The 24,732-nt window shown below is 41.2% G+C and carries 24 protein-coding genes; 4 read left to right on the forward strand and 20 right to left on the reverse strand.

The annotated features are described in order from the left end of the window. Position 1: 1 nt before the first annotated feature. The 8 genes from E2P86_RS06105 to E2P86_RS06140 all read right to left on the reverse strand — a co-directional run bounded on the left by E2P86_RS06105 (position 2) and on the right by E2P86_RS06140 (position 5,925). Complete coding sequence (locus E2P86_RS06105) at positions 2 to 583, reverse strand: TetR/AcrR family transcriptional regulator (protein ID WP_085472563.1); 582 nt, start codon at positions 581 to 583, stop codon at positions 2 to 4. 516 nt (positions 584 to 1,099) lie between these two features. Further along, positions 1,100 to 1,531 (reverse strand): c-type cytochrome, encoded by a 432-nt coding sequence (locus E2P86_RS06110; RefSeq protein ID WP_085472564.1) that lies wholly within the window; start codon positions 1,529 to 1,531, stop codon positions 1,100 to 1,102. A gap of 12 nt (positions 1,532 to 1,543) precedes the next feature. Next, complete coding sequence (locus tag E2P86_RS06115) at positions 1,544 to 2,188, reverse strand: SCO family protein (protein WP_134431572.1); 645 nt, start codon at positions 2,186 to 2,188, stop codon at positions 1,544 to 1,546. Continuing rightward, complete coding sequence (locus E2P86_RS06120) at positions 2,188 to 2,631, reverse strand: hypothetical protein (protein WP_085472566.1); 444 nt, start codon at positions 2,629 to 2,631, stop codon at positions 2,188 to 2,190. Before E2P86_RS06120 ends, E2P86_RS06115 begins: the two co-directional genes overlap by 1 nt. Then, positions 2,628 to 3,188, reverse strand: coding sequence for a DUF4442 domain-containing protein (locus tag E2P86_RS06125; RefSeq protein WP_240775580.1), 561 nt, complete (start codon positions 3,186 to 3,188; stop codon positions 2,628 to 2,630). The genes E2P86_RS06120 and E2P86_RS06125 overlap by 4 nt, the downstream gene beginning before the upstream one ends. Positions 3,189 to 3,553: 365 nt before the next feature. Continuing rightward, positions 3,554 to 4,198: a uridine kinase family protein gene (locus tag E2P86_RS06130; protein ID WP_394346507.1), complete on the reverse strand. Its 645-nt coding sequence runs from the start codon at positions 4,196 to 4,198 to the stop codon at positions 3,554 to 3,556. Positions 4,199 to 4,214: 16 nt separating this feature from the next. Further along, on the reverse strand, positions 4,215 to 5,162 hold the full coding sequence (locus E2P86_RS06135) for a DPBB and LysM peptidoglycan-binding domain-containing protein (RefSeq protein WP_234991174.1): 948 nt from the start codon (positions 5,160 to 5,162) through the stop codon (positions 4,215 to 4,217). A gap of 10 nt (positions 5,163 to 5,172) precedes the next feature. Next, a complete protein-coding gene (locus tag E2P86_RS06140; RefSeq protein ID WP_134431575.1) occupies positions 5,173 to 5,925 on the reverse strand; it encodes a hypothetical protein in 753 nt (250 codons plus the stop codon). 33 nt (positions 5,926 to 5,958) lie between these two features. Between E2P86_RS06140 and E2P86_RS06145 the strand changes: the two genes are divergently transcribed. From E2P86_RS06145 to trxA, 3 genes are read left to right on the forward strand one after another with little or no spacing between them, the layout of a single operon-like run. Beyond that, positions 5,959 to 7,308 carry an NfeD family protein gene (locus E2P86_RS06145; protein WP_085472569.1) on the forward strand — a complete coding sequence of 450 codons (1,350 nt, stop codon included), beginning with the start codon at positions 5,959 to 5,961 and terminating at the stop codon, positions 7,306 to 7,308. 31 nt (positions 7,309 to 7,339) lie between these two features. Beyond that, positions 7,340 to 8,191 (forward strand): glycoside hydrolase family 25 protein, encoded by an 852-nt coding sequence (locus E2P86_RS06150; protein WP_085472570.1) that lies wholly within the window; start codon positions 7,340 to 7,342, stop codon positions 8,189 to 8,191. 31 nt (positions 8,192 to 8,222) lie between these two features. Beyond that, positions 8,223 to 8,519, forward strand: coding sequence for a thioredoxin (gene trxA / locus E2P86_RS06155; RefSeq protein WP_085472571.1), 297 nt, complete (start codon positions 8,223 to 8,225; stop codon positions 8,517 to 8,519). Between the two features lie 9 nt (positions 8,520 to 8,528). Here trxA and E2P86_RS06160 read toward each other — a convergent pair whose 3' ends face one another. Next, positions 8,529 to 9,701, reverse strand: a complete 1,173-nt coding sequence (locus E2P86_RS06160) for a cysteine desulfurase family protein (protein ID WP_240775581.1) — start codon at positions 9,699 to 9,701, stop codon at positions 8,529 to 8,531. 79 nt (positions 9,702 to 9,780) lie between these two features. Between E2P86_RS06160 and E2P86_RS06165 the strand changes: the two genes are divergently transcribed. Continuing rightward, positions 9,781 to 10,605 (forward strand): mechanosensitive ion channel family protein, encoded by an 825-nt coding sequence (locus E2P86_RS06165; protein WP_085472572.1) that lies wholly within the window; start codon positions 9,781 to 9,783, stop codon positions 10,603 to 10,605. 37 nt (positions 10,606 to 10,642) lie between these two features. On the opposite strand, the gene E2P86_RS06170 is transcribed toward E2P86_RS06165, so the two are convergent. The 11 genes from E2P86_RS06170 to E2P86_RS06220 form a co-directional block, all read right to left on the reverse strand. Beyond that, complete coding sequence (locus tag E2P86_RS06170) at positions 10,643 to 11,950, reverse strand: sensor histidine kinase (protein WP_085472573.1); 1,308 nt, start codon at positions 11,948 to 11,950, stop codon at positions 10,643 to 10,645. A gap of 150 nt (positions 11,951 to 12,100) precedes the next feature. Beyond that, complete coding sequence (locus E2P86_RS06175; RefSeq protein ID WP_085472574.1) at positions 12,101 to 13,597, reverse strand: RagB/SusD family nutrient uptake outer membrane protein; 1,497 nt, start codon at positions 13,595 to 13,597, stop codon at positions 12,101 to 12,103. A gap of 65 nt (positions 13,598 to 13,662) precedes the next feature. After that, positions 13,663 to 16,761 carry a SusC/RagA family TonB-linked outer membrane protein gene (locus tag E2P86_RS06180; protein WP_134431578.1) on the reverse strand — a complete coding sequence of 1,033 codons (3,099 nt, stop codon included), beginning with the start codon at positions 16,759 to 16,761 and terminating at the stop codon, positions 13,663 to 13,665. Positions 16,762 to 17,115: 354 nt separating this feature from the next. Continuing rightward, positions 17,116 to 18,363, reverse strand: coding sequence for a GNAT family N-acetyltransferase (locus E2P86_RS18280; protein ID WP_134431580.1), 1,248 nt, complete (start codon positions 18,361 to 18,363; stop codon positions 17,116 to 17,118). Positions 18,364 to 18,587: 224 nt separating this feature from the next. Beyond that, the gene (locus E2P86_RS06190) at positions 18,588 to 19,154 is read right to left on the reverse strand and encodes a biliverdin-producing heme oxygenase (protein WP_134431583.1); all 567 of its coding nucleotides are present in this window, start codon (positions 19,152 to 19,154) and stop codon (positions 18,588 to 18,590) included. A gap of 122 nt (positions 19,155 to 19,276) precedes the next feature. Beyond that, complete coding sequence (locus E2P86_RS06195; RefSeq protein ID WP_085472578.1) at positions 19,277 to 19,564, reverse strand: hypothetical protein; 288 nt, start codon at positions 19,562 to 19,564, stop codon at positions 19,277 to 19,279. Positions 19,565 to 19,757: 193 nt separating this feature from the next. Beyond that, a complete protein-coding gene (locus tag E2P86_RS06200; RefSeq protein ID WP_134431586.1) occupies positions 19,758 to 20,870 on the reverse strand; it encodes a cytochrome-c peroxidase in 1,113 nt (370 codons plus the stop codon). A 6-nt stretch (positions 20,871 to 20,876) separates the two neighbouring features. Next, positions 20,877 to 21,818, reverse strand: coding sequence for a DUF5018 domain-containing protein (locus E2P86_RS06205; protein ID WP_134431589.1), 942 nt, complete (start codon positions 21,816 to 21,818; stop codon positions 20,877 to 20,879). 76 nt (positions 21,819 to 21,894) lie between these two features. Beyond that, positions 21,895 to 22,485: a hypothetical protein gene (locus E2P86_RS06210; protein WP_085472581.1), complete on the reverse strand. Its 591-nt coding sequence runs from the start codon at positions 22,483 to 22,485 to the stop codon at positions 21,895 to 21,897. Positions 22,486 to 22,550: 65 nt separating this feature from the next. After that, positions 22,551 to 23,534, reverse strand: a complete 984-nt coding sequence (locus E2P86_RS06215; RefSeq protein ID WP_134431592.1) for a hypothetical protein — start codon at positions 23,532 to 23,534, stop codon at positions 22,551 to 22,553. A gap of 27 nt (positions 23,535 to 23,561) precedes the next feature. Beyond that, positions 23,562 to 24,365, reverse strand: coding sequence for an HmuY family protein (locus E2P86_RS06220; protein ID WP_234991178.1), 804 nt, complete (start codon positions 24,363 to 24,365; stop codon positions 23,562 to 23,564). Between the last annotated feature and the right edge of the window lie 367 nt (positions 24,366 to 24,732).

Consider the following 24,732-nt stretch of genomic DNA (forward strand, 5'->3'; position numbering starts at 1 on the left):
ATTATTGATTTTTAATACCATTCCAAATAATTTCAATTAAATCTTTTCGATCTTGCTTGTCCACGGGCACCATTCTGTAAACAATACCCTTGACATGTGAAGTAGCTGATCCAATAAAAAGTGATATGAATACCGTGAAACTCACTTTTTGAATAACTTCCGTTTTAATACCTTCTTCATAGAAATCTAACATATGGTTTGCACCATAATAGCACGGACTTTTAGACTGCACTACAAGTTCATAATAGGGGGAAGAGTAAAATTGTTCTATAAACCTAAAGATTTCTTTATTAGCGATATAGTACTCTATTAACCTGTCCCAAATATAGAAGAACTTGTCTTGGTAAGAAAGATCCTTATCAAAGTTGAATATATGTTCGTTTGTTCTTTCGCGGCAGTATTTAAAAAGCTCTAAGATTAGTTCGTCCTTTGATGCAAAATAATGATAGATGGTTCCTGCAGCCACATTCGCATGAGTCGCAATTTGACTCATAGGAGCACCGTGGAAACCATGCTCATGGATTAAATGTAGGGCGCTTTCAAAAATAGCTTCCTTTTTGTCTGGACTGACGTTGTTTTTCATGTTTTATTATCCTTCTTAACAAGTTGTTCGTTGCCAATTTGCTGTGTAGGTCTAGGATTTTCAACAGGCAATTGAACGTTCATTCGGTTGCAAATGTAGTGAAATTATTTACGCGCATTTGTCAAAGATTTGTTATAAATCAATATGTTCCCAGGAAGATTACTAGGGATTGAGGAGAATGGGAGGGTATAATGTTAAGTTTTTGTTAAGTTTTGAAAATCGCTTTGATTGTGCTGTTAGGCGTGTTACCTTTGTAGTATCATAATTTAGGTTTATAATTGGTTAGTAAAGGTTTCCATTCTCCCCGTTTGGAAACCTTTTTTTTATGCTCCTAGTAAATACGATGATCTACCAACGGCGAATTAGTAACAAGTAAAAGGTTCGTCCGAGCTAGAAGATCAAATCAGCGGTTAGTGATCGGATAGACAAGAAAGACACAAAATCTAGCGGTGCTGAGCCCTTCGGGTTTGTGTTTCTACAAGACCCAACTACGATCCACCAACTATGGTCTCCTCCCTAATCACAGGAAGCGATGTTTTTAGCGACTTCCTCTTGCGTATAGGTTGTTGTACTATTCCCGAATGTTGTCGTTACATAGGTCAGGATATAAGCAATCTCGACATTATTCAGTTGTGGAATGCCCGGCATTTCATTGTCAAACTTTTTTCCCGACACTTCAATCGATCCTTTCATACCATTTTTTACGATACATGCCAACTGGCTGCGATGTTTGTTCAAGAAGATAGAGTCCGTTAATGGAGGGTATAGTTGTCCGAGTCCTTCGCCTTTCGCGCCATGACAATTTTGGCAGTGCGTGGTATAGAGTTTTTGGCCATTTACGGCATATTGGGCCGTTTCTATACTTACATTAGGCTGACATGCCTGAATAGTAATAAGCACGCCGATAAGCGTGCTTATTAGAAGAGATGAAAGAAATAATTTACGCATACGTATTTTCTTTTATTTCTCTTGTAATAGGATTTCTAAGTCTGTAAACAATTGGGCGACCTGCTCCTCATTGGTGCCATCGTAAGCCCCACGAATGTGTTTATCTTTATCAACAAGCACTAAGTATCCTTGGTGATCGTATCCACCGGGAACCGATGCATCTTCTTTGGTGTAGACTAAGTATTGATCCGCAAGACCATAAATGTCCTTTTTACTTCCTGTGACGAATTGCCACTGTTCATTTGTGACACCTAGTTTTTGTGCGTACGCCTTTAAAACACTTGGTGAATCAAATTTGAAGTCGATACTGTGCGAAAGAAAAGAAACGCGATCATCACCTTTGTATTTTTCGTATACCTTTAACAGGTTACGCTGCATGGTCGGGCAGATACTTGGGCAGTGGGTAAAAAAGAAATTTGCGATGTAAACCTTGTTGTCAAATGCCTTCTCTGTAAGAAGGACACTGTCTTGGTTAAGGAATGAGAAACTTGGAATACGATGATAAATCGTATCGGTGATAGTTTTTCCATCCACGATCTTTTCTTCGATATCTGGTTCTCCAATGTAAGGCAGTTTTTTATCTGCTTTGGGAGCACATCCAACGATTGCAGCAAAAAAGAAGAGGCTCAGTAAACTTTGTTTTATCGCTATTTTCATTATTTTTTTGTGAAAGGCGCTAATATTCTATTGGCATCCGATGTAACTTTTTCAAACTCCGTTTTTAAGTCTGAAATACGTTTTATTTCTGCTTTTTGATATTCCGTATCTGTACTATCTGTAGTGTACTCGTGCATCCACACCATCATCTTGTCCGTTGCCTGTTCGAGGTTATCTTTTAAGGTAGATAGTTCGGTGCGCGTTGCAACGGTATCCAATGTCGGGTTGTCTGTTTTTAGGACCGCAAGATTTGTTAACAGTGAATCGATAACGACAGTATGCTTATCAAAAGTAGAAATCTGTGGCATAATTTCATCGTGTACCTCGATTGCTTTAGCGGAAAGCTCTTGCGGGTTGTTTTCTACATCTTTTGCCTTTTGTTGGCAGGAACTGATGGCAACTACTGTTGTGAGTGCAATAGCGCTTAACATTAACTTTTTCATATGTCTGATTTTATGTAGGGTTGGTGAGTTTGGGTATTGAGTGTAGAGAAATCAAAACCTAAATCTCGGATATAAATTTCGTTCTGCGACTGCGCGCATAGTAAGCCGTCTTTATCGAAGATATCAATAACGAAGGTCTTTACCACCTTTCCGTTGTTTTTAACGTCGGCCAGAGCGCTCGAGATATCTTCATCATGTAGTTTAATCGAGAAGCTCAAGCTTTTTTTTGCGGGCTTGATGTAATCGATTTTTGCGGACTTTAACCAAGCCACTGTTTTGTGTATTCCTTGCTGTTTAAAAATCTGGTCTAACAGGAGGGTGTGAATTGGATCAATGGATGAAAAAATAGTGCCGCCAAAGATGCTTCTATTGCCATTGATATTGAGCAGGCTTTTGAAAACACGGATATCTGCCTGCTTATAATCAGGTTGAATCTTTTCAATCCATACGCGTTGAAAAAGAAATGGTGGATAAAAACGCAGTAACCACTTGAGGGTTTTAGCCGATACCGAAAGTTCCATCCGACAAAAATACGACTCTTGGTTGTCTTTACCCAAGGTCTCAGTGTATTATTCCTGTAATATTTCATATGGAAGGCCGCAGGATCGCCTTTGCCGCACGTGGAACGCAGTTGACAGCTTGTTGAATTTATTTAGGGAACCGACAGCATAGTTGCTAATTGGAAAAACGTAGGAGGGAGTGCGCTACGAGAGGATTGAATCTATCTATTAGGACATTTTTTGCAACGTTTTCCTCTTTTATACTTTTTACAGCACTTCTTAAAAATACAGCAATCGGTATCCGTATTGGCAAAAAATCCCTTCCTGAGTTCGGTCAAGAAGGGATTTGTATCTTGTTCACTTGTTAAAGTGTTAACTATCACATCCTTCATCGGATACAAAGATAGTTATTTAGATTGTTTTTAAATAATATTAACGTCCGAATTTTGTGCTTTCAATTCGAGTGATATTTTATTTGCTGCGTCATCGATAATCTGTGGGTCATCGGTATTATTAATAATAACGAGATCACATTGCTCTTTAAAAGGGAGTAAAAACTCATTATATGATGGAACAACATGGTTGATCCATTTATACATTACATCATCTCGATCATAGCCACGTTCGACAAGGTCCCTACGCAATCTTCTTTCTAACGCCACTGATTCATCTGCCGCTAAGAAGATACGATAGTCGAGAATTTCATTAATTTCCGTGTAATGAAAGATAAATAAGCCTTCCACGATCAGGATAGGAGCTGGTTTTATTTCCAATATCTTTGGCTTAAGATTTGGATTATTAAATGTATACTCTTCCCTGTAGATTGTTTCGCCGTTGAAGAGAGACTTTATATCCTTGTAGAAATCCGCTCGGTTGATGGATGTCGGGATATCAAAGTTATACAACCTATTTTCCTCTCTGGTTTTCGTGTTGGCTGGAATATAGTAATCGTCCTGTGAAATTAAGGTGACTTGATCCTCCTGAAAGTGATTTAAAAAACTCTTGAGAAAGAACGTTTTTCCCGAGCCACTACTCCCTGCTATCCCAATAACGTATGGTTTGTTCATCAATGCAAAATTATGATTATTCTTGCAAAGGTACACCATAGGCGATTTCTATCAAAAATCTTCTGTCTAAAGCACCAATATAAGATGCAGCAGATTTTGATAAAATAACGATAGCATCTTGATTATCAGCGTTGTCATTAAATTTTCCAACAACCTTTGCGTACGTAACACTTTTGGTCATGGGGTTGGTTATTTTTAATATTGTCCCAATTGGAGCCGTTTTATGGAGGGCAAGATTACTCTTCTCATTGGTCTCTAAATTGTCCATCCATACGCCAATGCCTTTTTCTTTTTTCTCGCGAATACCATAGCGGCTTGGTTCAAACCCTAAGTCACGTCCAGGCTGTTCTATGATGGGGGTGTCTATTTCCTCAGGTTCTACAGCAACAACAGGTTCCTCAATTATCGGTGGTTGAAAATCTGCATTTGGAATTTTAAGCATCTGGCCTTCACGAACAGCATTACTGGTGAGGTTATTCAGCTTTTTAATTTCATCAACGGTTGTATTGAAACGTCTTGAAATCGCATATAGCGTCTCACTTTTACCTACTTTATAGCTTGTAAGGATTTCATTATTATCTGGAGTCTGTACGCTCGTGTTATTTTGTTTTTGGGTGTTCGTTGTGTTAACGACAGGTTTGGTAACCGCTAGCGCTTCCCCTTTTCGTCCCGTAGGTATTTTTACGGTATCTCCAGGTCTTAAATTTTTCTTGTTATTTGCCGACATTATCGCATTCACCTGAGCTTTGTAGCGTCGCCCAAGGGCATAATAGGTGTCTTTGGATTCTACTTTATGGATAATATAGATTTGGTCATTAATAATTTCTGTACCAATTGAATCTGGTGCTACCACCATATATTTATCAGCTAAAGGAGCTGTTTTTGCCAAGGTAATAAAAGGACTACAGAAGAGTCCTATAAAACTCAACTTAACCAATGTTGAGCATACATTTCTTTTTCTCATACAATTACAATTATAGTAAATACGAAACAATTTCTTGTTTATTATATGACAATAAAAAAAGTTGATTCCCAATTTGGAAATAAGGTTGAGGAATCATCTTGGGTATATCTTTCAGTAGACATTGTTCGTACAGTATCTTGGATGTGTCTGCAAGGCAAAGGTTTAAAGAATAACCATCGTTCCCTTTGCTGTGGTAGCTCCATAGATAGTGGTCTTCATGACGACTTAACCAAATGAATTCTTCTTTTGTAACATGATCGAGGTAAGATGGGCGATTGCCGTAATAGGGTACAGGTAAAACGAGCGGAGCATGACCGACGTTATTTTTCTGAGCGGTTTTCGCTGGTTCTTTTTCTAGCGTATCTAGATTGAGGTAGGTTTCAAAACCAGTTTGAAAGTTGCGGTGCCGCATAATCAGGTAATTATCTTCCACGGCCACCAAAACATGTTCATAGGTGCAAAATCGTTCATTTCCAAGACGGTCTAAGATCAAGATACCTTCTTTTACGGGTTGTTGTTCACCTACTTTTTTCAAGATAAGCTGTTCGCCATAGATATGATCTAACGTCCATTCTTTAGGGGTTATCTCTTTGTGATTCAGTTTGATCCTTCCCGTAAAGTCTAAGCGGTATAGGATTGGTGTGGTACTATCTGGATGGCGAAGTTCTACAGCAAATTGTTGGCTATCGGGATCAACCACGATTTTCCATATTTCGAACGGAAATCTTTCTACAAATGCTAGAGAAGTTGTATATTTAGTCATTACAGCGAAATGAATCGGTCCTTAACTTAGTGTATGAACAAATCTACGAAAACCTTTCTTGCTTTTCTTTTTCTATGGGTAGCCTGTATGCAGGTGAGCATGGCGCAGCGCGTGTATAAAGTAGATGTGAAAGATGATATTGGGCCCAATGCTTGGCGTACGATTAACTTAGCGTACAAAAAAGCCGAAGAAACGAAGGCTAAAATTTTTCTGGTGGAACTGAATACATTTGGTGGTGCAGTAAATTTTGCGGACTCCATTCGGACTCGATTGTTGTCTGCTGATATGAAGACGATAGTATACGTGAATAATAACGCTGCTTCAGCAGGGACTTTAATTTCATTGGCTGCTGATAAAATTTATATGCAAAAGGGAGGAAGCCTAGGTGCTGCCAGCGTGGTGAATCAACAGGGAGAAATTATGCCGGAGAAATATCAATCGTATATGCGTGGATTGATGCGTGCAACGGCCGAAGCGAAGGGGCGCGATGTTCATATTGCGGAGGCTTTTGTTGATCCTGAGGTCTCTGTGCCAGCCCTAAAGCCTGACGGTAAACTGCTGACTTTGACAACGAGTGAAGCCGTAAAAGCAGGAGTTGCCGATGCAGAAGTAACCTCGATCACAGATCTATATACAAAAGCAGAAATTAAACCAAGCGAAGTATCACAACATAAAATTACGACGATTGATCGTATAATCGCTTTTTTGATTAATCCCATGGTCAGTGGTTTTTTGATATTAGGGATTATAGGTGGAATTTATTTTGAGTTACAGACACCTGGGATTGGCTTTGCTTTATTTATTGCGCTGCTTTGCGGTGCTTTATTCTTTGCTCCGCTTTACCTTCAAGGGCTCGCTGATCATTGGGAGATCGCTATTTTTGTAATCGGTGTGGTATTATTGGCCTTGGAAATTTTTGTGATTCCAGGGTTTGGGGTTGCCGGTGTTTTGGGAATTATTTTTGTTTTGTGTGGACTGGCCTTTTCGATGGTCGATAATGATTTTTTAGATTTTAAACTTACTAGACCCGGTTTATTAATGAATTCTTTTTTAATTGTGATTGGTGCCATGCTAGGGGCTGTGGTACTTATGGTTGCCTTTGGTCGTAATTTGATGAAATCGTCGCTGTTCAAGAGATTGGTTTTGGAAGATGAACAAAAGGCCGAGGTGGGGTATACCTCGTCGCAGCAAATGGTGGATTTGATTGGTAAACAAGGGGTTGCTCGTACGGTGTTGCGTCCTGCAGGAAAGGTTGAAATTGAGGGACGCTGGTACGATGTCGTTGCATTAGATGGTTTCGTCGATGTAGGCGAGCTTGTTTCGGTAGAGAAGCATGAAAACTATAATCTCTTTGTGCGTAAATTGGAAGATAAAGCAATATAATTTCGATTAAATCTGCTAATTTCACACTTTAATGGCAAGGACCAAAAAAGTGACAAAAGGGAAGCCTGTTATTCAGGCGGCTGAACGAAAGCGGTATTTGATTTTTAGCATCGGGATACCGATTGCTGTGGCGGGGGTATTAGGTTTGATCATGCTGCGTACCGATTGGGGATTTGCAATCAAAAATTGGTTTTACGGCGAGGAAAAAGTCGATAGCCACACCGCTACGGAGCATGATAAGCGTAATCTTTCTTTAATGCAGCGGCATGACGATAAAGTCTATGGCATTGATATTTCGCAGTATCAAGGAAATATTGATTGGGATGCAGTGCTGAAGATACATGGAGCTGTACCGGTCGACTTTGTGTTTGTTCGTGCATCAATGGGGGAATCGGCAAAAGATAAGCGCTTTCGTGAAAATTGGAGTGAAGTCGCAAGCAGAACGAAGTTACGCGGTGCATATCATTATTTCAGACCGAATGAAAACTCATTAAAACAAGCAAAAAATTTTATTAGGTTAGTAAAGCTAAAACCAGGGGATCTTCCACCTGTTTTAGATATTGAGGAGCGACCACGTCGGCAATCGATGGATTCCTTGAAGGTGGGACTGAAGCGGTGGCTAGATGAAGTGGAACAACATTATGGTGTACAACCTATCTTGTACTCGGGGGACAGTTATTTCACAGATTTCTTAGAAAAGGAGTTTTCGGACTACGTGCTGTGGATCGCTAATTATAATTTTTGGATCGATCGGCCCAAAAAGCATTGGGACTTCTGGCAGTTTTCTGAACGGGGAGCTGTAGATGGTATCAAAGGGAATGTTGATTTAAATATGTTCAACGGAGATATTGAAGATTTGGAGCGGTTGACGATTCCGTATTAAAAGCGATAAAAAGAACGCAAAGATAATCCTTATGGCAACTTTTAGTGATATAATAAAAAAACATCCACTGGTATTGGTGGATTTTTCGGCTACTTGGTGTGGCCCCTGTCAGGTGTTAGCTCCGATATTGAAAAATCTGAAGGATCATTATGGCGATGCTATTTCGGTGGTTAAGATTGATGTCGATAAAAACAATGCGTTAGCGTCGAGTTATCAAGTACAGGGGGTACCAACGATGATTCTCTTTAAAGAAGGACAGCAGGTATGGCGTCAGAGTGGTGTACTCGATTTGCAACAGCTGATTTCAGTGGTTGAAGCGCATAAGTAGTGCAGCTTGTTAGGTTATGAGTCCTTGCTCGTACAGCTGCCATATCGGAGAGTTTGCGCGTAGTTGGGCTACAACTTGTATGAGCAGTTGCGCTGTCTTTTCGATTTCTTGCTTCGTTGTATATCGACTCAGGCTAATGCGTATTGTACTAAAGGCATCTTCATCATGGAGGTGCATCGCTTTAAGTACATGTGATGGATCGCGCAACCCTGCCGAACATGCTGAACCGGCAGATAAGGCCAGCTGAGGCATGGCAACCATGATTTCACTTGCTTTGATATGTCGAAAAGTAATACTGCTTGTATTTCCTAAACGCGGGGCCGCTGAGCCATGGATGATGATGGCCGGAATGTGATCTAGCAGTTGTTGTTCGAGGTAATCCCGATAATGACTGATGTGCGGCGGGAACGATGCAATCTCCATTGCTTTACCAAGCCCTACGATGCCTGAAACATGTAGCGTGCCACCGCGCAGGTCATTTTCTTGTCCACCACCAGAAATCAGGGCCGGCACTTGGATCGGTTTTCGTTTTCTTCTGATATAAAGTGCTCCAACACCTTTGGGACCATGTATTTTATGTCCGCTTAAAGCGAGGATATCAATAGGAATCTTTGTGAGATTGATTTCACTTTTACCAATCAACTGTGTTGCGTCACAGAAAAATAAGGTATCTCTTTCCTGACAGATTTTTGCTATATCTGAAATCGGATGTAAGACACCCGTTTCATTATTCGCGGCCATTAAACAAACCAAAATAGTATCCGACTGGATCGCTGATTTTAAGTTATCTAAATCTATTTCTCCTTGGTCATTAACAGGGAGGTATGTGATTTTTACACCTTTTTTTTCTAAAAGTCTGCAGGTCGTTAGAACCGCTTTATGCTCTGTTTTGCAGGTGATAATATGATTCCCTTTTCCTTTGTAAGCAGAAGTAATGCCCCGTAAGACCATATTTATACTTTCCGTTGCTCCGCTTGTAAAGATAATTTCTTTTTCTGTTGCCCCGAGACACGTCGCGACTTGGCTCCGTGCATGTTCTACTGCAGTTTGTGACGCCCGGCCTAACTGATGTTGGATGCTGGATGCATTCCCATAGCTTTCCCGGAGAAAAGGTAGCATAGCCTCGAAAACCTGATCGTCGATCTTGGTCGTAGCGTTATTATCTAGGTAAATCAGCTCCATGCCTTAAAGATATTTAAAATCTTGCATCTGTGCTTTTGAAATTAATTATTTGTTATATTTATAAAATAAATTTCTTGAAATGGAAGATAGTTTAAATAAGATAGAAAGTAACGTGAGTAAGATGATTGATGTCGTCGTACAGAAATTACCGAGTATTGCTGTTGGGTTTGTATTACTCCTTGTTGGGATTTATGTTATTCGTTTTTTTATCCGTTTAATTCGACGACGTTTTGAGCGGAGGAATGTAGATTTATCCATACGAAGCTTTGCAGAAAGTCTTATAAAGTTTGTGCTGTATGTTCTCTTACTGCTTACGGTAGCCAATACAATGGGCATCCAGACCACTTCGTTTATTGCTGTTCTTTCCGCGTTTGGCTTAGCGGTGGGCTTGGCTCTACAAGGAAGTTTATCGAATTTTGCTGGCGGTGTATTGATTTTATTGTTTCGCCCCTTCGATGTCGGGGATGAAATAGAAAGCGCGAACGGTTCGACAGGTACAGTTGAAAATATTGACCTTTTATACACCACATTGGTAGATGATGATGGGGTAAAGATTTATAGTCCTAACGGTTCGCTTGCTAATTCGGTGATCCGAAATATGAGTACCGGTTATCGTCGGATGCAGTTTGCGGTCCATGTTTCATATGACACGAATATTCAGCAGGCTCGAGAGCAGGTATTGGCTATTTTAACGGCGGATCCGAATGTGCAAACTACCCCAGCACCGACGTTTCATGTGGGAGACTTAAATGATTCCGGGATGCAAGTCGTTATTCGGGCGTGGGTTTCTCATCAGGGTTTTTTACGCTTTCGGGGCGAAATTGCCGAGAAAGTGAAAGTGGTTTTTGAAAACCAAAATATACCTTTGCCCAAAAAGAGTATTCGCGTAATTCCAGTGGATTGACAAAAAGTGTTGACCTGCTGTGGGGATCGGCAGATCTTTATACGCGATGGGATAGAGGAAAGGACATTACGACTGTCGTGCCCATTTCTGGTGCACTTTCAATATGCATTTCACCTCCATTTTTACGCAAGAGCTCATGACATAGTAATAACCCAAGCCCACTTCCGCGTTCTCCTTCTGTTCCAAAGGATGGCGTTTGGATGGAATTGAATAATTGTGCAATTTTCTGTGCCGGAATACCCACCCCTTGATCTCGAATGGTCAGCTTTACATAGCCTCCTTTGACTATACCTATACTAGATACATTCCCGTCAAGGAAGCTGAATTTGATCGCATTGCTTAATATATTACGTAAAATAACCAAGAATTGATCATAATCGACATAGATGATTGCCGAAGGGTCAATGTTCTTTATTAGATTTATTTTCTTTTCAAATGCTTGTGGCTCAAGAAATTGATACACTTTGTTTAGTGCTTCCTCTAGTTGTAATGCGGTTGGTTTTGTTTGTAGACCATCCATATTTCGAATACTCCATTTAAGGAGGTTGTCGAGTGTCTCATCCAGCTGGGTTAACCGATTATTAATGGAGGATATGGTTTCGTTAACTTTTTCAGCAGAGATAAGCTGGTTTTGAAATAAAGTAAGCATGGTCTGCGTGCTTGAGATCGGGCTTCTGATATCGTGCGCAATAATGGAAAATAACCGCTCCATGTTACGGTTCATTTCTTCCAACTTCTTCCGTTGTGTTTCTATTTCTTGCTGGTAACTAAATTGTATATCCTTGAAGACAGCAATTGCAAAAACAATAAAAACGAGAGAGCCGATAAAATTAAAAGCGAGTCTATCTGCTGGAATCCTAGCTTCCAATGGTATTGGTTGTGGCATAAAAATAATAATCATCATTGCCAATATGATGATGGCGCTAGAAGTAATCTGAATCCATCGATCCTCGAATATTAACATGGCTATAATCAAGGAACTTAAGAGAAAATATTCTGCACCATTGTGAAAAAAGTAGGCGCCTAACCAAAAAAATAAGGAGTTGAAACATAGCAACACAAAGCGCGCTGTGGTATATTTACGATAGGCGTGGAAAAGAAAAATGGACGCAGAGGTAATAAAATTTGCATAGTTGATTACCGAAAGCAGATAGCGCCCTTCCATCCAATTGGCACAAGAAAAAAACAACGTAAGGGGAATACAAACAAGGGCCACCTGGTTGAGCATCTTAGTTTTTCGCATTTCCATATACGACATATCTGTATGTATACCTGTACTTTCTACGGTATTCCAATATGCCCGAAGCTTGCGAATAATACGCTGTAGTTTATGTTTGTTTAACAAGAATTGGAAGAAATTTATCTGGCATTAAAATTACGCTATTTTTCTGAAAGTGTCAGACTTAAAAACAGAGAAAGGAGAGCTAACAAAAACGACCTAAGCAGTATGAAGTATATTCTCATGCTTAGGCCGTTCTGTCTATAAAAGTTCAGGTTACAGGTTCGGGTTCTGTTGTCCTTCTTCTTGTGGTATGGCAAAGAGATAGTATCTACTATTTGCTGTAAAGTTGGTGCCATCTGGAAACTTGATGACCCGGTGTCCTTGACCGTTAACAATTTTTGTTGCTCCTGTTGGCGTAGTTACCGTTACTTTGATTGGCGAGCCTTGGTTATCGATATAAGCCTTGCGCTCCACGGATTTCTGATTTCGAATGATATCGGAAAGGGCAAAACCTTCTCCCCAGAGCTCTTTACGTCGTTCGATAAGGATCTCACTCAATAAATCTTTGTTCTGCGTCGTTGTGTATAGGGTAGCGTTACGTGCGCTCCGCAGCTTGTTTAGTGCACTGATAGCTTCATCAGTTTTTCCCTCTCGTGCAAATGATTCCGCTTGAATAAGAAGCATTTCGGCGGAACGCATATATACAATATCACCAATTAAGTTGGGTTTGAACTTAAATTTTTTATAACGTAAAAAGCCTTCTCTACCCGTTTCCCCATCCCATTCGAACAGCTTGTATCGTATATCATTTTGATCAAAGAGTTCTTTAAAAAATGGGTCCGCCATAAAGCTGTAGTAATAGGAGCCTTCGGAAGACACATCAAGGTAATGAAAAGTGTAACTTGCCGTACTTTGTTCATTCGTTTGGAGGTGTCCCCAGATCCACTCTGTATTTTGTAAATCGTTAAAACCTTCCTGGTAAGCGGCCGTTGTCATGAGAGGAAAGCCTGCGGAAGCTGCTTCAGCAGCTTTTGCTGCCAGATCCCACGCGCCTGTCTGGAGGTAAGCGCGTGCCAATAATCCCTGAGCGACAGGTTTATTGATTTTGTACTTTTCAGCCGCTGGGCGGTTGTAACTGGCGAGCAATGTCGATGCGTCACTTAAGTCGCTGATGACAAGGTTGTACAACTCTTCCAGTGTTGCGCGAGGGTTTCCTTTGGTGGATGTTGTACTTGGCTCGGTATAGATAGGAGCAACCAAAGCTTTTTTATCCTTCAGATAGCTAAACTGATAAAATGAACCTAAATTCAAGTAGGCAAAAGCACGCAGTGTCTTTGCTTGCCCCTTTAGAATATCCTTGCTCTCTTGTGTCCCTTCAGCAGCATCAACTTTGGCGATCACATTGTTTGCATTGTCAATCACCTTGTAGAGTAGTGTCCAAAACGAACGTACTCTATAGGCGGCCGGATTGTAGAGTTCCGTAAATGCATACGGGTCGCGGTAGCCATATTTGGTGGTAACAGCCACATCATTTCCCATTGCATCACTGGTCCGCATAAAGGCGGAGTATCCCGGGTTGGCAAACGTGAAATACGTATCGTTTAGATAGCGCCACGTGCCATTGATTACCGTCTGGATATTGGCTGTGTTTTTGTAGATCTCTGATTCTGGAATAGCGGTCGTAGGCTCCGTATCTAGAACATCCTTACATGATCCAAGTAATAAGATCGTGGTTAGGATAAGTGAAATATTTCTTATTTTGTTGTACATAATCTTTCTCCTTAATAATGAAACGTTAGTGCAGGGACTAGCCATTTCGCGTGTTTTCTATCTTCTTAAAACGCCAATTGAATACCACCAGATACGGTTCGGATCGCAGGATAACGGAAGTACGTAGCCCCATTGATTGTTTGTTCAGGATCCATACCCTGATGTCCATAAAAAGTGAGTACGTTTTCTGCTAAGGCAAATACACGTAATTTCCGGATGCCAATCCGATTACTTGTTTGCTCGGGCAGCGTGTAACCAATATTTATGTTTTTCAATCGCGCGTAGGTCGCACTATATAGAAAGCGCGAAGATGCAGAAGTCCAGTTGAGATTGTCCGTTGTTAAGCGAGGTACATCTGTGATCGTATTTTCTGGGGTCCAATGGTTTAATATCTCTTTGCTCCAGGCGCGGCCGATATTGCTGCCATTATGCATTAATTGGATATAATCGTTATCCAGCACTTTTCCACCAATACTAAAGCTTAATAAGGCCGAGAAATCAAAACCTTTGTAGGTAATGGTGTTGTTGATACCACCGACAAGATCAGGAATGGAACTGCCTTGTATAAATAATCCAGCTTTCCCATATTCGGATGTTTTTTGATCCGTTTTATTTCCATTCGCATCGGCGAGGTACCATTGTGGGTTTCCATTTTCAGGATTTACACCGGCCCATTCTGGTATATTGAAGTCATAGATTGATCCCCCAACACGCAGTAGTTTGTTCCCGCTTGTAATATTTTCTTTGGTGGGAAGTTCCGTGATTTTATTGCGGTAATGGGAGAAGTTGAGGTCAAGATTCCATCTAAAATCTCCTTTGCGAATAGGAATGGTACGGATATCGACATCGATTCCGGTATTTTTCATGGACCCTATGTTGGCATCGTAACCGGAATAGCCTGTAGACAATGCCATGGGCATAGTGAACAGTAGATCTTTACTTTGTCTATTGAAAAATTCAACAGAGAAGGCAAGTCTATTTTTTAATATCGCAACATCTAATCCTGCATTGAAATTTAGATTCGTTTCCCATTTGAGTTCAGGGGTTGGAAGTCTGCTTGTTAATGTCCCACCTTGGCCCAAGCTATTAGCGATGGTATAGAGACCTTGGTAAGCGAAATAAGTACCTAGGTTATCGTTTCCTTGACCACCATAACTGGCGCGAAGGGTCAATTGATTGAATATATTACTGTTTTTGATAAAAGGTTCTTCTGCCAGTTTCCACGAACCACCAACAGACCAAAAAGTTCCCCATCTTGTTTCTGGAGCAAAACGAGATGATCCATCGGTACGTAAAGAAGCCGAAAGTAAATAGCGGTTTGCATAGCCATACTCCGCACGGCCTAAGAAACTCAATAGACGATAATTGGAACTAGATCCTGTAAAGGAATTTAATTGTGATGCGGCTACGGGTTCATACAATCCAGGCAGCACAAAGCGTTCGCGACTGCCACTGATATTGGCGCTATTAAAATCATAGTATTCTTGTCCGCCTAAGATATTGATATGATGATCACCTATTTGTTTGTCGTATGTTAGAATGTTATTCCATGTTTGGGCAACGGTGCGAACATTGGATTTGCTTACTGATCCTAAGTATGATGCACCACCACCGACGCTCGGGTTGGTATAATAGTGCGTATTACTATTGATGTAATCTACGCTATACGTCGATCTAAACTTAAGATTTTCTGTTATTACACCTTCAAGGTAGGTGCGTAATGCTAGATTTTCGCGATTTATATCGTTCTTGTCTAGCGGAAGAGACGCTGCTAGGTTATTACGTGGAATAGCGGCACTCGGACGGTAGGCGCCAAAATCATAGATCTTTTCGTTGTTTTCGTCCAATTCATAGCTGCCGTCTGGTTTTCTTTTATAGTAAGGATAGAAAGAAGGTACTAAACGGGTGAAATTAATGATGTTCGCGGTATTACTATCTTCCGATTGCGGGTACTTTTGTTGGGTGCTGCTTCCGGCAATACTGATTCCAGTGTTTAACCAGGACCGCACTTTAGCATCAATATTTGCACGTACATTGTAGCGCTTAAATGAAGACTCTATGGCAATTCCTTGGTCATTAAGGTAACCACCTGAGATAAAATAGGTGTTTTTATCGGTTCCACCACTAAAACTCAAGTCGCCCTGCGTACGACTTCCCGTGCGTTGGAGCACATCCGACCAGTTGTCGTTCCACAGTGGTGTGGCTCCAGCGACAAGTTGGCCATCTGTTCCAATCGGTTGTGGAAAGGCTGCTCCATAAGGGTTGATTCCCAGATCCGTGACGATAGTAGCACTTGCATTACGGGCTGCATTTTCGGGGGTAAGCCCATTTGCGACGTTTTTATTGCGTAATGCCTGCCAATAGAGTTTAAAATAATCGTCTGTCGATACCTGATCGTAATCGCGAACAGCACGGTTGGTTGCGCCTTGGGTAAAGTTCAGGTTGATGGCCGTTTTCTCGCCCGATCGACCATTTTTGGTGGTGATTATAATCACACCATTGGCACCACGGGAACCATAAAGTACGCTCGCAGCAGCATCTTTCAGCACACTGATAGACTGAATATCGTTTGGATTTAAAGCGTTGATGTCACCCGCATACGGGCTACCATCCACGACATACAAGGGGGCTGCCGAAGCATTGATTGAACCAATTCCGCGAATACGGATGGTTGCATCTGTACCGGGTTGTCCTGAAGCCGAAACGGATTGCAAACCGGGAACTTGTCCTTCAAGTGCTTTAGAAATACTGGATACTTGTCGGTTTTCTATTTGTTTGTTGTTGATGGTGCTGATGGAACCTGTGATGTTGTCCTTACGTGATGTTCCGTAAGCCACCACCACGACTTCGCCCAAGTCCTTGCTGGCAATGTTTAAACCAATGTCGAAATTGGTTGAGGATAAGGGAATACGTGCTGTTTCATAACCTATGTAGGAGAATTCTAGCGTTCCGTTGATAAGATCTGTGGTAACACGGTAGGTACCATCAGTGGAGGTCACCGCGCTTTGGCGCTGTCCTGTGATTTGGACATTTACACCGGCAAGGGGCTTTTGACTGCTGGCATCGATAACCGTACCTTGGATAACGCGTTGTTGTGCCAATGCGCTATTGGTAGTTATCAATAGGAGCAGCACGGGAAATAAAGAGGTAATAATTTTACGCATAAATGTTGTAGCATTTTAATGAATAACCTGTGACGCTTGTACTTGCTGCTCTTTATGTTGAAATCTTCCGGATTTTTTCAGCATGTATGGCAGATGTACCAATTTCAAGAGGGTAAGATATATCGTTCATTCTCGAATGGGAACAAAAGTATGTATATTCTATTGAATTAGTAGTCTTTTTTTTGAAATATTTTTTATTCCTATTTTATCAATGGTTCTTGATCGTGCAAATTGGGACTAAGCGCAGGTGGAAAATCGACGTGAGAAGAGGAGAGATGGAAGATAAAGGACACTGGTGTTAATTGACCAGTGTCCAAAAGTATGAAGACCCTAGAAAGGTGAACTGTCTTAAAATTAACGCTTAACAGCCTCTAACGCATATAACATTGGGATGTTGTTGCCTAGATGTTTGATGCGAAATTTTTTCTCTTCAATCTGAATGGTGTGATTAAAACAATTGTAAGGTGAATAATCGTACTCCGAAAAGGAAGCGATTGACAGCCCGTTTTGTAATAAGCTCGTCATGACTTCCGATAAACTATGATTCCACGTGACGGAGGTTACCTGGAGGTCTGCTTCACGATCGGCATAGGTTCCCTCTGTCGTCTCTATAATGGGTTCGTCTTTAAAGTAGTTGTATCCTACCTTTTGAAAATCGTCATCAAACATCCATACAACAGGATGAAATTCGACAAAAACGAGCCTGCCTTGTGGTTTTAGGAATGTTGAAATTACCTTAGCCCATTTATCCAGGTCGGGTAACCATCCAATGGTGCCGTAACTGGTAAAAACGATATCAAATTGTTCGTTCAGTACGTTCGGAAGTTCATAGACGTCGGAGGCAATGAAGGTGGCATCAGCCCCTGTTTTGGTGGCCAATTCTGTTGCTACCTCTACAGCTTTATCAGATAGGTCAACACCGGTTACCTGTGCACCTAAACGAGCCAAAGAAATAGTGTCTTGACCAAAGTGACATTGTAGGTGTAGAATTTTCTTGCCTTTAATATCGCCCAATAACTCTAGCTCTACATTGTTCAGGGATGTTTCTCCCTGTAAAAAAGCTGCTTGATTATAGAAATCCGAATCGATATGGACAGCGGTGCGCTTGTTCCACGATTCTTTATTTACTTGTAAATAATCTGGGTTTGTTTTCATCATTTTCTTTTTAAAGCACACACTATTTTCGATACCAACATATTGGTCGTAGTTCGGGATACGCGTATATCCATTTTTTTCGTAGAGGCGAATTGCTTCAGGTTGCATCGTTCCTGTTTCTAATTGAGTGTACGCATAACCGAGTTCGGAAGTCCACTTTTCGAGTTCCATCAAAAGCTGCAGACCAATACCTTGTCTACGCATTTCTGGTATAATGAACATCCGCTTGACCTCCATCGTATCCGCATCGTAGGTTTTTATTGCACCACAACCAATCGGTTTATTGTCCTGGTATGCAACGATGACATGCTTGATGTTGTTTAGGTGATTGAATTGAGAGAAGAAAGCCTGTTCTTCACCATTGCGGACAGCTAAATCTGCATCGAGCTGTTGTATCAGCATTTCAAAATCAGAATCTGTAGCCGTAGTTCGTTTTAGGATATACATTTTTCTATCATTAAATAACCAATATGGTCATCATTGTTTATAAAAATAGAAAAAGTATCGAATATAGCGAAGCAGAAAAAAACGCGTGTGCGGAACTTAACTGCAGGACTTGGCGGCAAAGAAAAATATAGCCAACCAAACCAGACCTTTGGCAAGGAAGAAAAGAAACGCGCCGAGACCGGCGCGTTTTAACCATGTTTTAGAATTTTCTTTCATGTATATGATTATGCTTTTTCAGCTACTTCAGCTGTGAAGACATCACCAAATTTAGAAAAAGTTTCGTTTGCAATCGCGACTGCTTTTTCATGCGTGCTCTCGTCTTCGCCATATTTGTTCAACGTTGCGGTAAAGGCGCCCCACATTTTGCCTGTATCTTCACCGTAACCAGAGAAGAAATTTGTACCTGCGGTAATACCGTATTTATTCAACATTTGCACGATATATGGTCCGCCCATAATGGAACCTTCCAAAACATACAAAGCCGATAGTGCTTCCAATGCATTGGTTATGGTCGGTACAGCTACTGTAGGAAGATTCTCTACCGAACCACCTAGCTCAATGATATCTTGTTTGATGTGACTGGAGTTACGACGTTCGCTATAATCAGGCAATACTTCTGGGGTAATGAAAGGAGCGATCGCTTGTTCTACCGTATTGAAGTAAACGTAGAAGTTTTTTAGTACATCTGCGTAATCAGTATTGGAGCGGATAGCTTTTAATTGTCTTACTACCGTCCCTTCCAGCTTCTGGTGAGCAGCAGTTGTATTGTCTTTAATATTTTGATGTAACATATTTCTTTGTTTTTATTTAAAACGATTCTATACAAAGATTCGTATTTATTGCTTGTCTTGTATGCTGCTATTTGCTCAAAAATATATGAAAAGTGATTTTTGTCAGCTTTTTACATACCTTCTTATCCATCAATATGCAACAAATAGGTAACCGTGTTTTCCTGATCAAAGGTCTTACGTAGCCATTGTTCTTTTAGGGCGAGGCGTACAAAGCTGTAGAATGTGGCCCAGGATATATGATGTTCCTGACGTAGTTCCAACCAAAAAAATTCCATGTCTTCTATTTTTTTCTTCTGGTACAAAGCCTGCATGATTAGTATGCGCCTTTTGCTGGCAACATGTCCTTTTGCTTGTAGCAAGGCTATCCATTGCTGCAGTCTACTGTTATTACCCTGGTCTATGCTCATCATATGCACGTTAGTTTATCATCTGAATATCCCGCTGACTTTACTTTTTTACGATTTAACACTTTTAATGTGGGAAGCTGCTTAACATATGTTTAACTTTGCCCTTGAACTAAAATAATGACATCTCTCTTCTGGTTACTTAACGAAAAGAGAGAAGTGGCCTCTTCGATTCATCTCGGAGAGGCTTTTTTACAAGCTATTCTGGAAGAACAGGTTTCTCCATCTGGGGAACGTCACTACTCAGTGCCTGTAAGAAGGCTATAATCGCTTGCTGTTCTGCTGCGGTCAGCTGAAGCGGGCGAACGAGTTCGGATAGTTTTCCATTGACTTTCTGTCTTCCTGTATGTGGCATACCGCGATTTAGTAAATCAATAACCTCATGTAAGGTTGCTATTTCACCATTATGCCAGTATGGTGCAGTGTTCGCTATATTTCGTAGACCTGGTGTTCGAAATTTTCCACGATCTGTCTCTTGTTTGGTTGCTTCATAACGACCATGATCTAATTTGCCATCCCAGTCTACTGCATACCCCAAATTGTGGTATTGCAAATCGGTAAAAAATGGACCGTTGTGACAATTGATACATTTTCCTTTGGTACGGAAAAGGTGCAATCCGGACAATTGCTGGTCATTTAAGGCGCTATATTGTCCCTGTATAAAAGCATCAAAGGGAGTCGCCTCGCTGGAAATGGTTTTTGAAAAGGTGGCTATCGCTTCCAAGATACGCTCCTTTGTGATATGGGCATCCCCATACGCTTGTGTAAATAATGGCGTATATCCCTTAATTTGCTGTAATGCCCAAGGGAGTGTTTCCAAATTCCCACCCATTTCAATCGGAGACTCAATGGCTTCTGCTATTTGGTCCATATATGTGGTGGCACGGCCGTCGTGAAATAGGTTGCCGGCTAGATACCATACGTTTTCCATCGTTGGTGTATTGCGATGGTGGGTGCCAATACCTGTAGCAACTTTCTTTTGATCGTGCCAATAGGTCTCCGGATTATGGCACGATGCACAGCTGTTACCACCGTTCCCTAAACGATTATCAAAGAACAAAGCTTTGCCCAATGTAATGAGCGCAGGATCTGCCACCGAAGGATTGTCAGGTAATGCGGCTAATTCCTTAGCGGTGACACCGTCGTACCATTCTGCCTTAGGCCACTGATACCAGCTGCTGCTATACTGTTCCCTAAGACTACGGCTGTCCACGACTGGCGGCTCCTTGGGGGAAGGGTCATGGGTTGATTTACCACAGGCGTTCCAGCATAAAGCCGCTATGAAACCATACAACAAGGTTGTTTTTCTCATTCGTCTTTATTCGATGGTAATTGGTATGGCGCCGTATACGGACATCGTTGTTTTCGTGTCATAAATACTGATATATACCATTCCCTTTTCTGCATTTGACGGAACCTTAACCTGTAGTTTGGTGCCTTCTATTTGAATAATTTCTGGCCAAATTTTTAGCGGCTGCCCGGGATATTCTACACGAACTTCGTATTGATCATTTTTATAATAACCAGCACCTTTTTCACTTTTTAGGTCCAGGGTCAGTACACCACCGGGGGTTACTGTTTTTGCGACAGTCGCATATTCGATCATATCAGAAAAGCGAGGTTTAAGTAGGGTATAAGGGCCATTGGTGACGACGCGTTTACCTGTAACAACCTTCACGTGGTATTTACCTGTGTCAATGTCCAGTGTTAGCGGAACAAAGACTTGGATGGATGAGTTGGTTAATGACCGAATATCCGTCAGTGCCGTCTCTTTATTGTTTTGTACCAGGTAAACTTTTGTTTTATCCGTGTTCGGAATAAAAAAATCGCCACCTATAGCTAAGACGGTGTTGAAATTAAAAGCAGTCGCATTCGAGGTAATGTACGGAACGGGTTGTCCCGTCTGAGGCCGTAGGGTATACGTTTTCTTGCTGCCATCCTGAGCCGTGACTGTATATTTTGTCTCTTCACTATATGCAACGGCGGTACCTGAGGCTGGACTAATAGAGGCATTCTCTGATACCTGTATCGTAGGCGTGATGGATTCCGGATCCTCCATGAGTGGCGTCCAGTATATAATGATATCTTCTCCCTTGATGACACCTTGTAAAGGCTTTCCATTTGCATCTTCAATCGTAAAGGTCTCTATGTCATTATACGGAAGATCAGGCTGTTCTTTTTTACAGGACACCAGTGTCGCGATCAACGATAAGTAAAGTGCTGTCGATTTCAATAATTGGAATATAGCGTTTAAGTTCATTTTATTTTTTTTAAGAACCTTCCAAAAGGTCTCACCATGTTTCTTTTGGAAGGTATATCAATAGATGGTATTCAGATTACAGTTTACGTACGTTGATCGTATTTGTTCCTTGGATTGTCAACGGTGAAGTAGAAATAGTTGCTGCTGTTGCAGACTCCAATGTAAAGGCCCAAGTATCGCCAGAAAAGTTGTTACGAACCAATAAAACCACGCCTGGGATTGGTGTTGCTACTTGGCTTACGTAGGTATACCAAACGTTGTTACCCGCAGGTGAGGTTATTGTTGTTGCAGCTGCATCATTCCAATCCGACGCTGTTACATCACAGATATCAACGCCTTCTAATTTTTTTAATTCAAAATTAGTGTTGTTGATAACGAAAGAGTTAACACGACTTGTAAACACAAGTTGCGCTGCCGATGAAGCCGTGCTGCTTTGCGATGCGGAAGATGTTCCTAAGGTTACATACACATCACCAAAACTTGCTGGACTAGAAGGGCTTCCTGGGTTACCAACAACGGCATACTCGTAACCACATGGAATAGCGGCTACAGTAACAGGTTGATCCGGACGTAGGCCGTTTGCTTCAGATTTTGTGTTAAAAGAGAGTGTAAATACTGCTACAGCTGTAATAGCTAGTGCTTTTTGGAAAAATTGATTTCTTTTCATCTTGATTTTTTTTAAAGTGAACTAAAAATATATGACATCCCTCTTGTTGTGGGATAAACATGGTGCTATTTTGGACTGATACTTAAATTCAGTGTATTTGTTCGTGAGGGCCAACCTTGAAATGTGGTGATGGCGGTATAGTACCCCTGTCCCGTAGGGAAATTATCCGGAACTTGGAGTGTAATGGCTTCAAAGCTATGTTTAACAATTTTGAAGTCATAGACTTGACCGTTTGCGGTTACCTTCACCGAAGTCGGGTTTAGGATAACAAGCTGTGGGTAGGCGTCATAACTTATTTCCGCTCCTTGCTTCACGATTTGCGAAGGGTTATAGTTAATCTGAGGCGCCTGATATTGAATATTTATTGGATCGGCTAATGTTACGTCATATCCCAGGTAATTGATTTTAACATCATGACGTCCTGTATCTATGCTCGCCGGAATAGGTACGTTACTTAATTGATAATTATTGATCTGGCCGGACACCGGCGTTAATCGCACACTGGTATTCATGCTATTCAGTACGACTTCCTTTTTTGTATTTCTAGATTGTAAACTCACCTTTACCAAAGCGGGATTATTACTGTAGAAGTTACCGCGTATATTGGGAAGAATGCGTACCGGATAAGCGATCGGTTTCGTCGTTGGGTATCCGGAATTGGCCCAGGTAAGAACGAGTTGTGGTGTATTTTGCTGTACGATCTTTAAGGTATAGGTGTTACGTGTGCCGTTGGCCGCTATAACGGTATACGTCTGGTTTTGCGTATCGATAGTAATGGGGGCTATTTCTTCCGATAAACGAGCACCGGACGACAGTTTAATCTCTGGATCGATCAGTTCTAATCCGTAATAAAAAGGAATATAGACTGTAATTGTTTTTGTTGTTTGGTCTACTGCGCCATAAAGACTTTCACCAGCAGGAACATTACTGACATGGTATTCGAGAATTCTATCTTGCGGTAAATCAGGCAAGTCTTCCGTTTTTGTACAAGCGGTAAAGGCAGACAACGTAGCGAGCAGCAAGCAGCAGTATTTTATAAGTCGATTCATCTTGATATGTTGAAGGATAATATGTGGTTAGTTTTTAATTTCAAATTTGGTACTTCCTGCTTTTGCCAATACGTAGTCAAAAGTGAAGAATGGTTTTTCCGTTTTTCTTTTCCAGTTTTCCTTTTTGAGTTCGTTTTTGTAGAGGCTACGGATTCTTATTTTAGCATAGTTGCCCTTCGCGGTGCGTAAAATAATCGTGCGCGGTTCGATGGTTTTCTTAACGCCGTTTGTCGTGGTAATCGGTAGTTCTTCGTGAAGCGCATAGGCAATATGTTGATTGTCGAATTCGCCGTCACGGACAAGTAATCCGCTGAAATCATATAAGTACCAGCCGATTGTTTGGCCAATGTCTCCATTTTCGTCCGGACCAAAGGCATCACTTAACGTATTGAATTTTTCGCTCTTCGGAATGTCAATAACGTCTTCGAACTTTTTCTTCACCAAGAGAACCGCTCCCTGTCCAGGCCCACCAAATCCAAAATTAAACTTGTCACTCCCATTATTACCGCCCACATAAGAACGATATACGCTCGAAAAAGAGAGATCCCAGCGGTTCGTACGTTTCAACGATTGATTGACCGCTTGGTTTTGTTCTAGACTGAAAAAAATCGGCTCTTGCTCGCTATCGGGAGCGGCACCTTCAGGTAGAGATTCACCGAAGTTGCTGACAGTAATCAAACGGTTAAACATGTGTTCATCTGTAGGTGTTTCATCGTCTGGCGTGGTATCATTATTTTTACTACACGAGCTACCTGTTAAAACCAAGAGGCACATTACGATGGTGTAATACCGCTTGGGAGATCGTGGGGTGAATAACTTTCTAAGTTTCATGGTTTGTTATTTTTATTTAAATTAATTCTAAATAATAGCAAATATAAAAGGTTTGAGAGAACGTTGCTGTATGAAAAACGGTATTTCGTTTATGGAAAACGATTTTAATTAAAAGGTTTATTTATTTGAAAAATAACCTCATATAGGCACGGATATGATGGCTTTTTTCGATTACCCTTTGATGGGCTCAGGATGACAAAGGTCAGGATGAGATCAATGGGGCTGATCGTACTTTGTCACGCTAAGTATGCCTGCTCAGCTAAGTTCAAAGGACAAAATTAGAGGGGTCAAAAGTAAAACACGTAGACATGTCCACCAATGAACATCATTGCGCGGAGGTACGACGAGGCAGTCCTATTTAACTAAC

Origin of the sequence: Sphingobacterium psychroaquaticum, assembly GCF_004421025.1 — a bacterium.
Classification (GTDB): Bacteria; Bacteroidota; Bacteroidia; order Sphingobacteriales; family Sphingobacteriaceae; genus Sphingobacterium; species Sphingobacterium psychroaquaticum.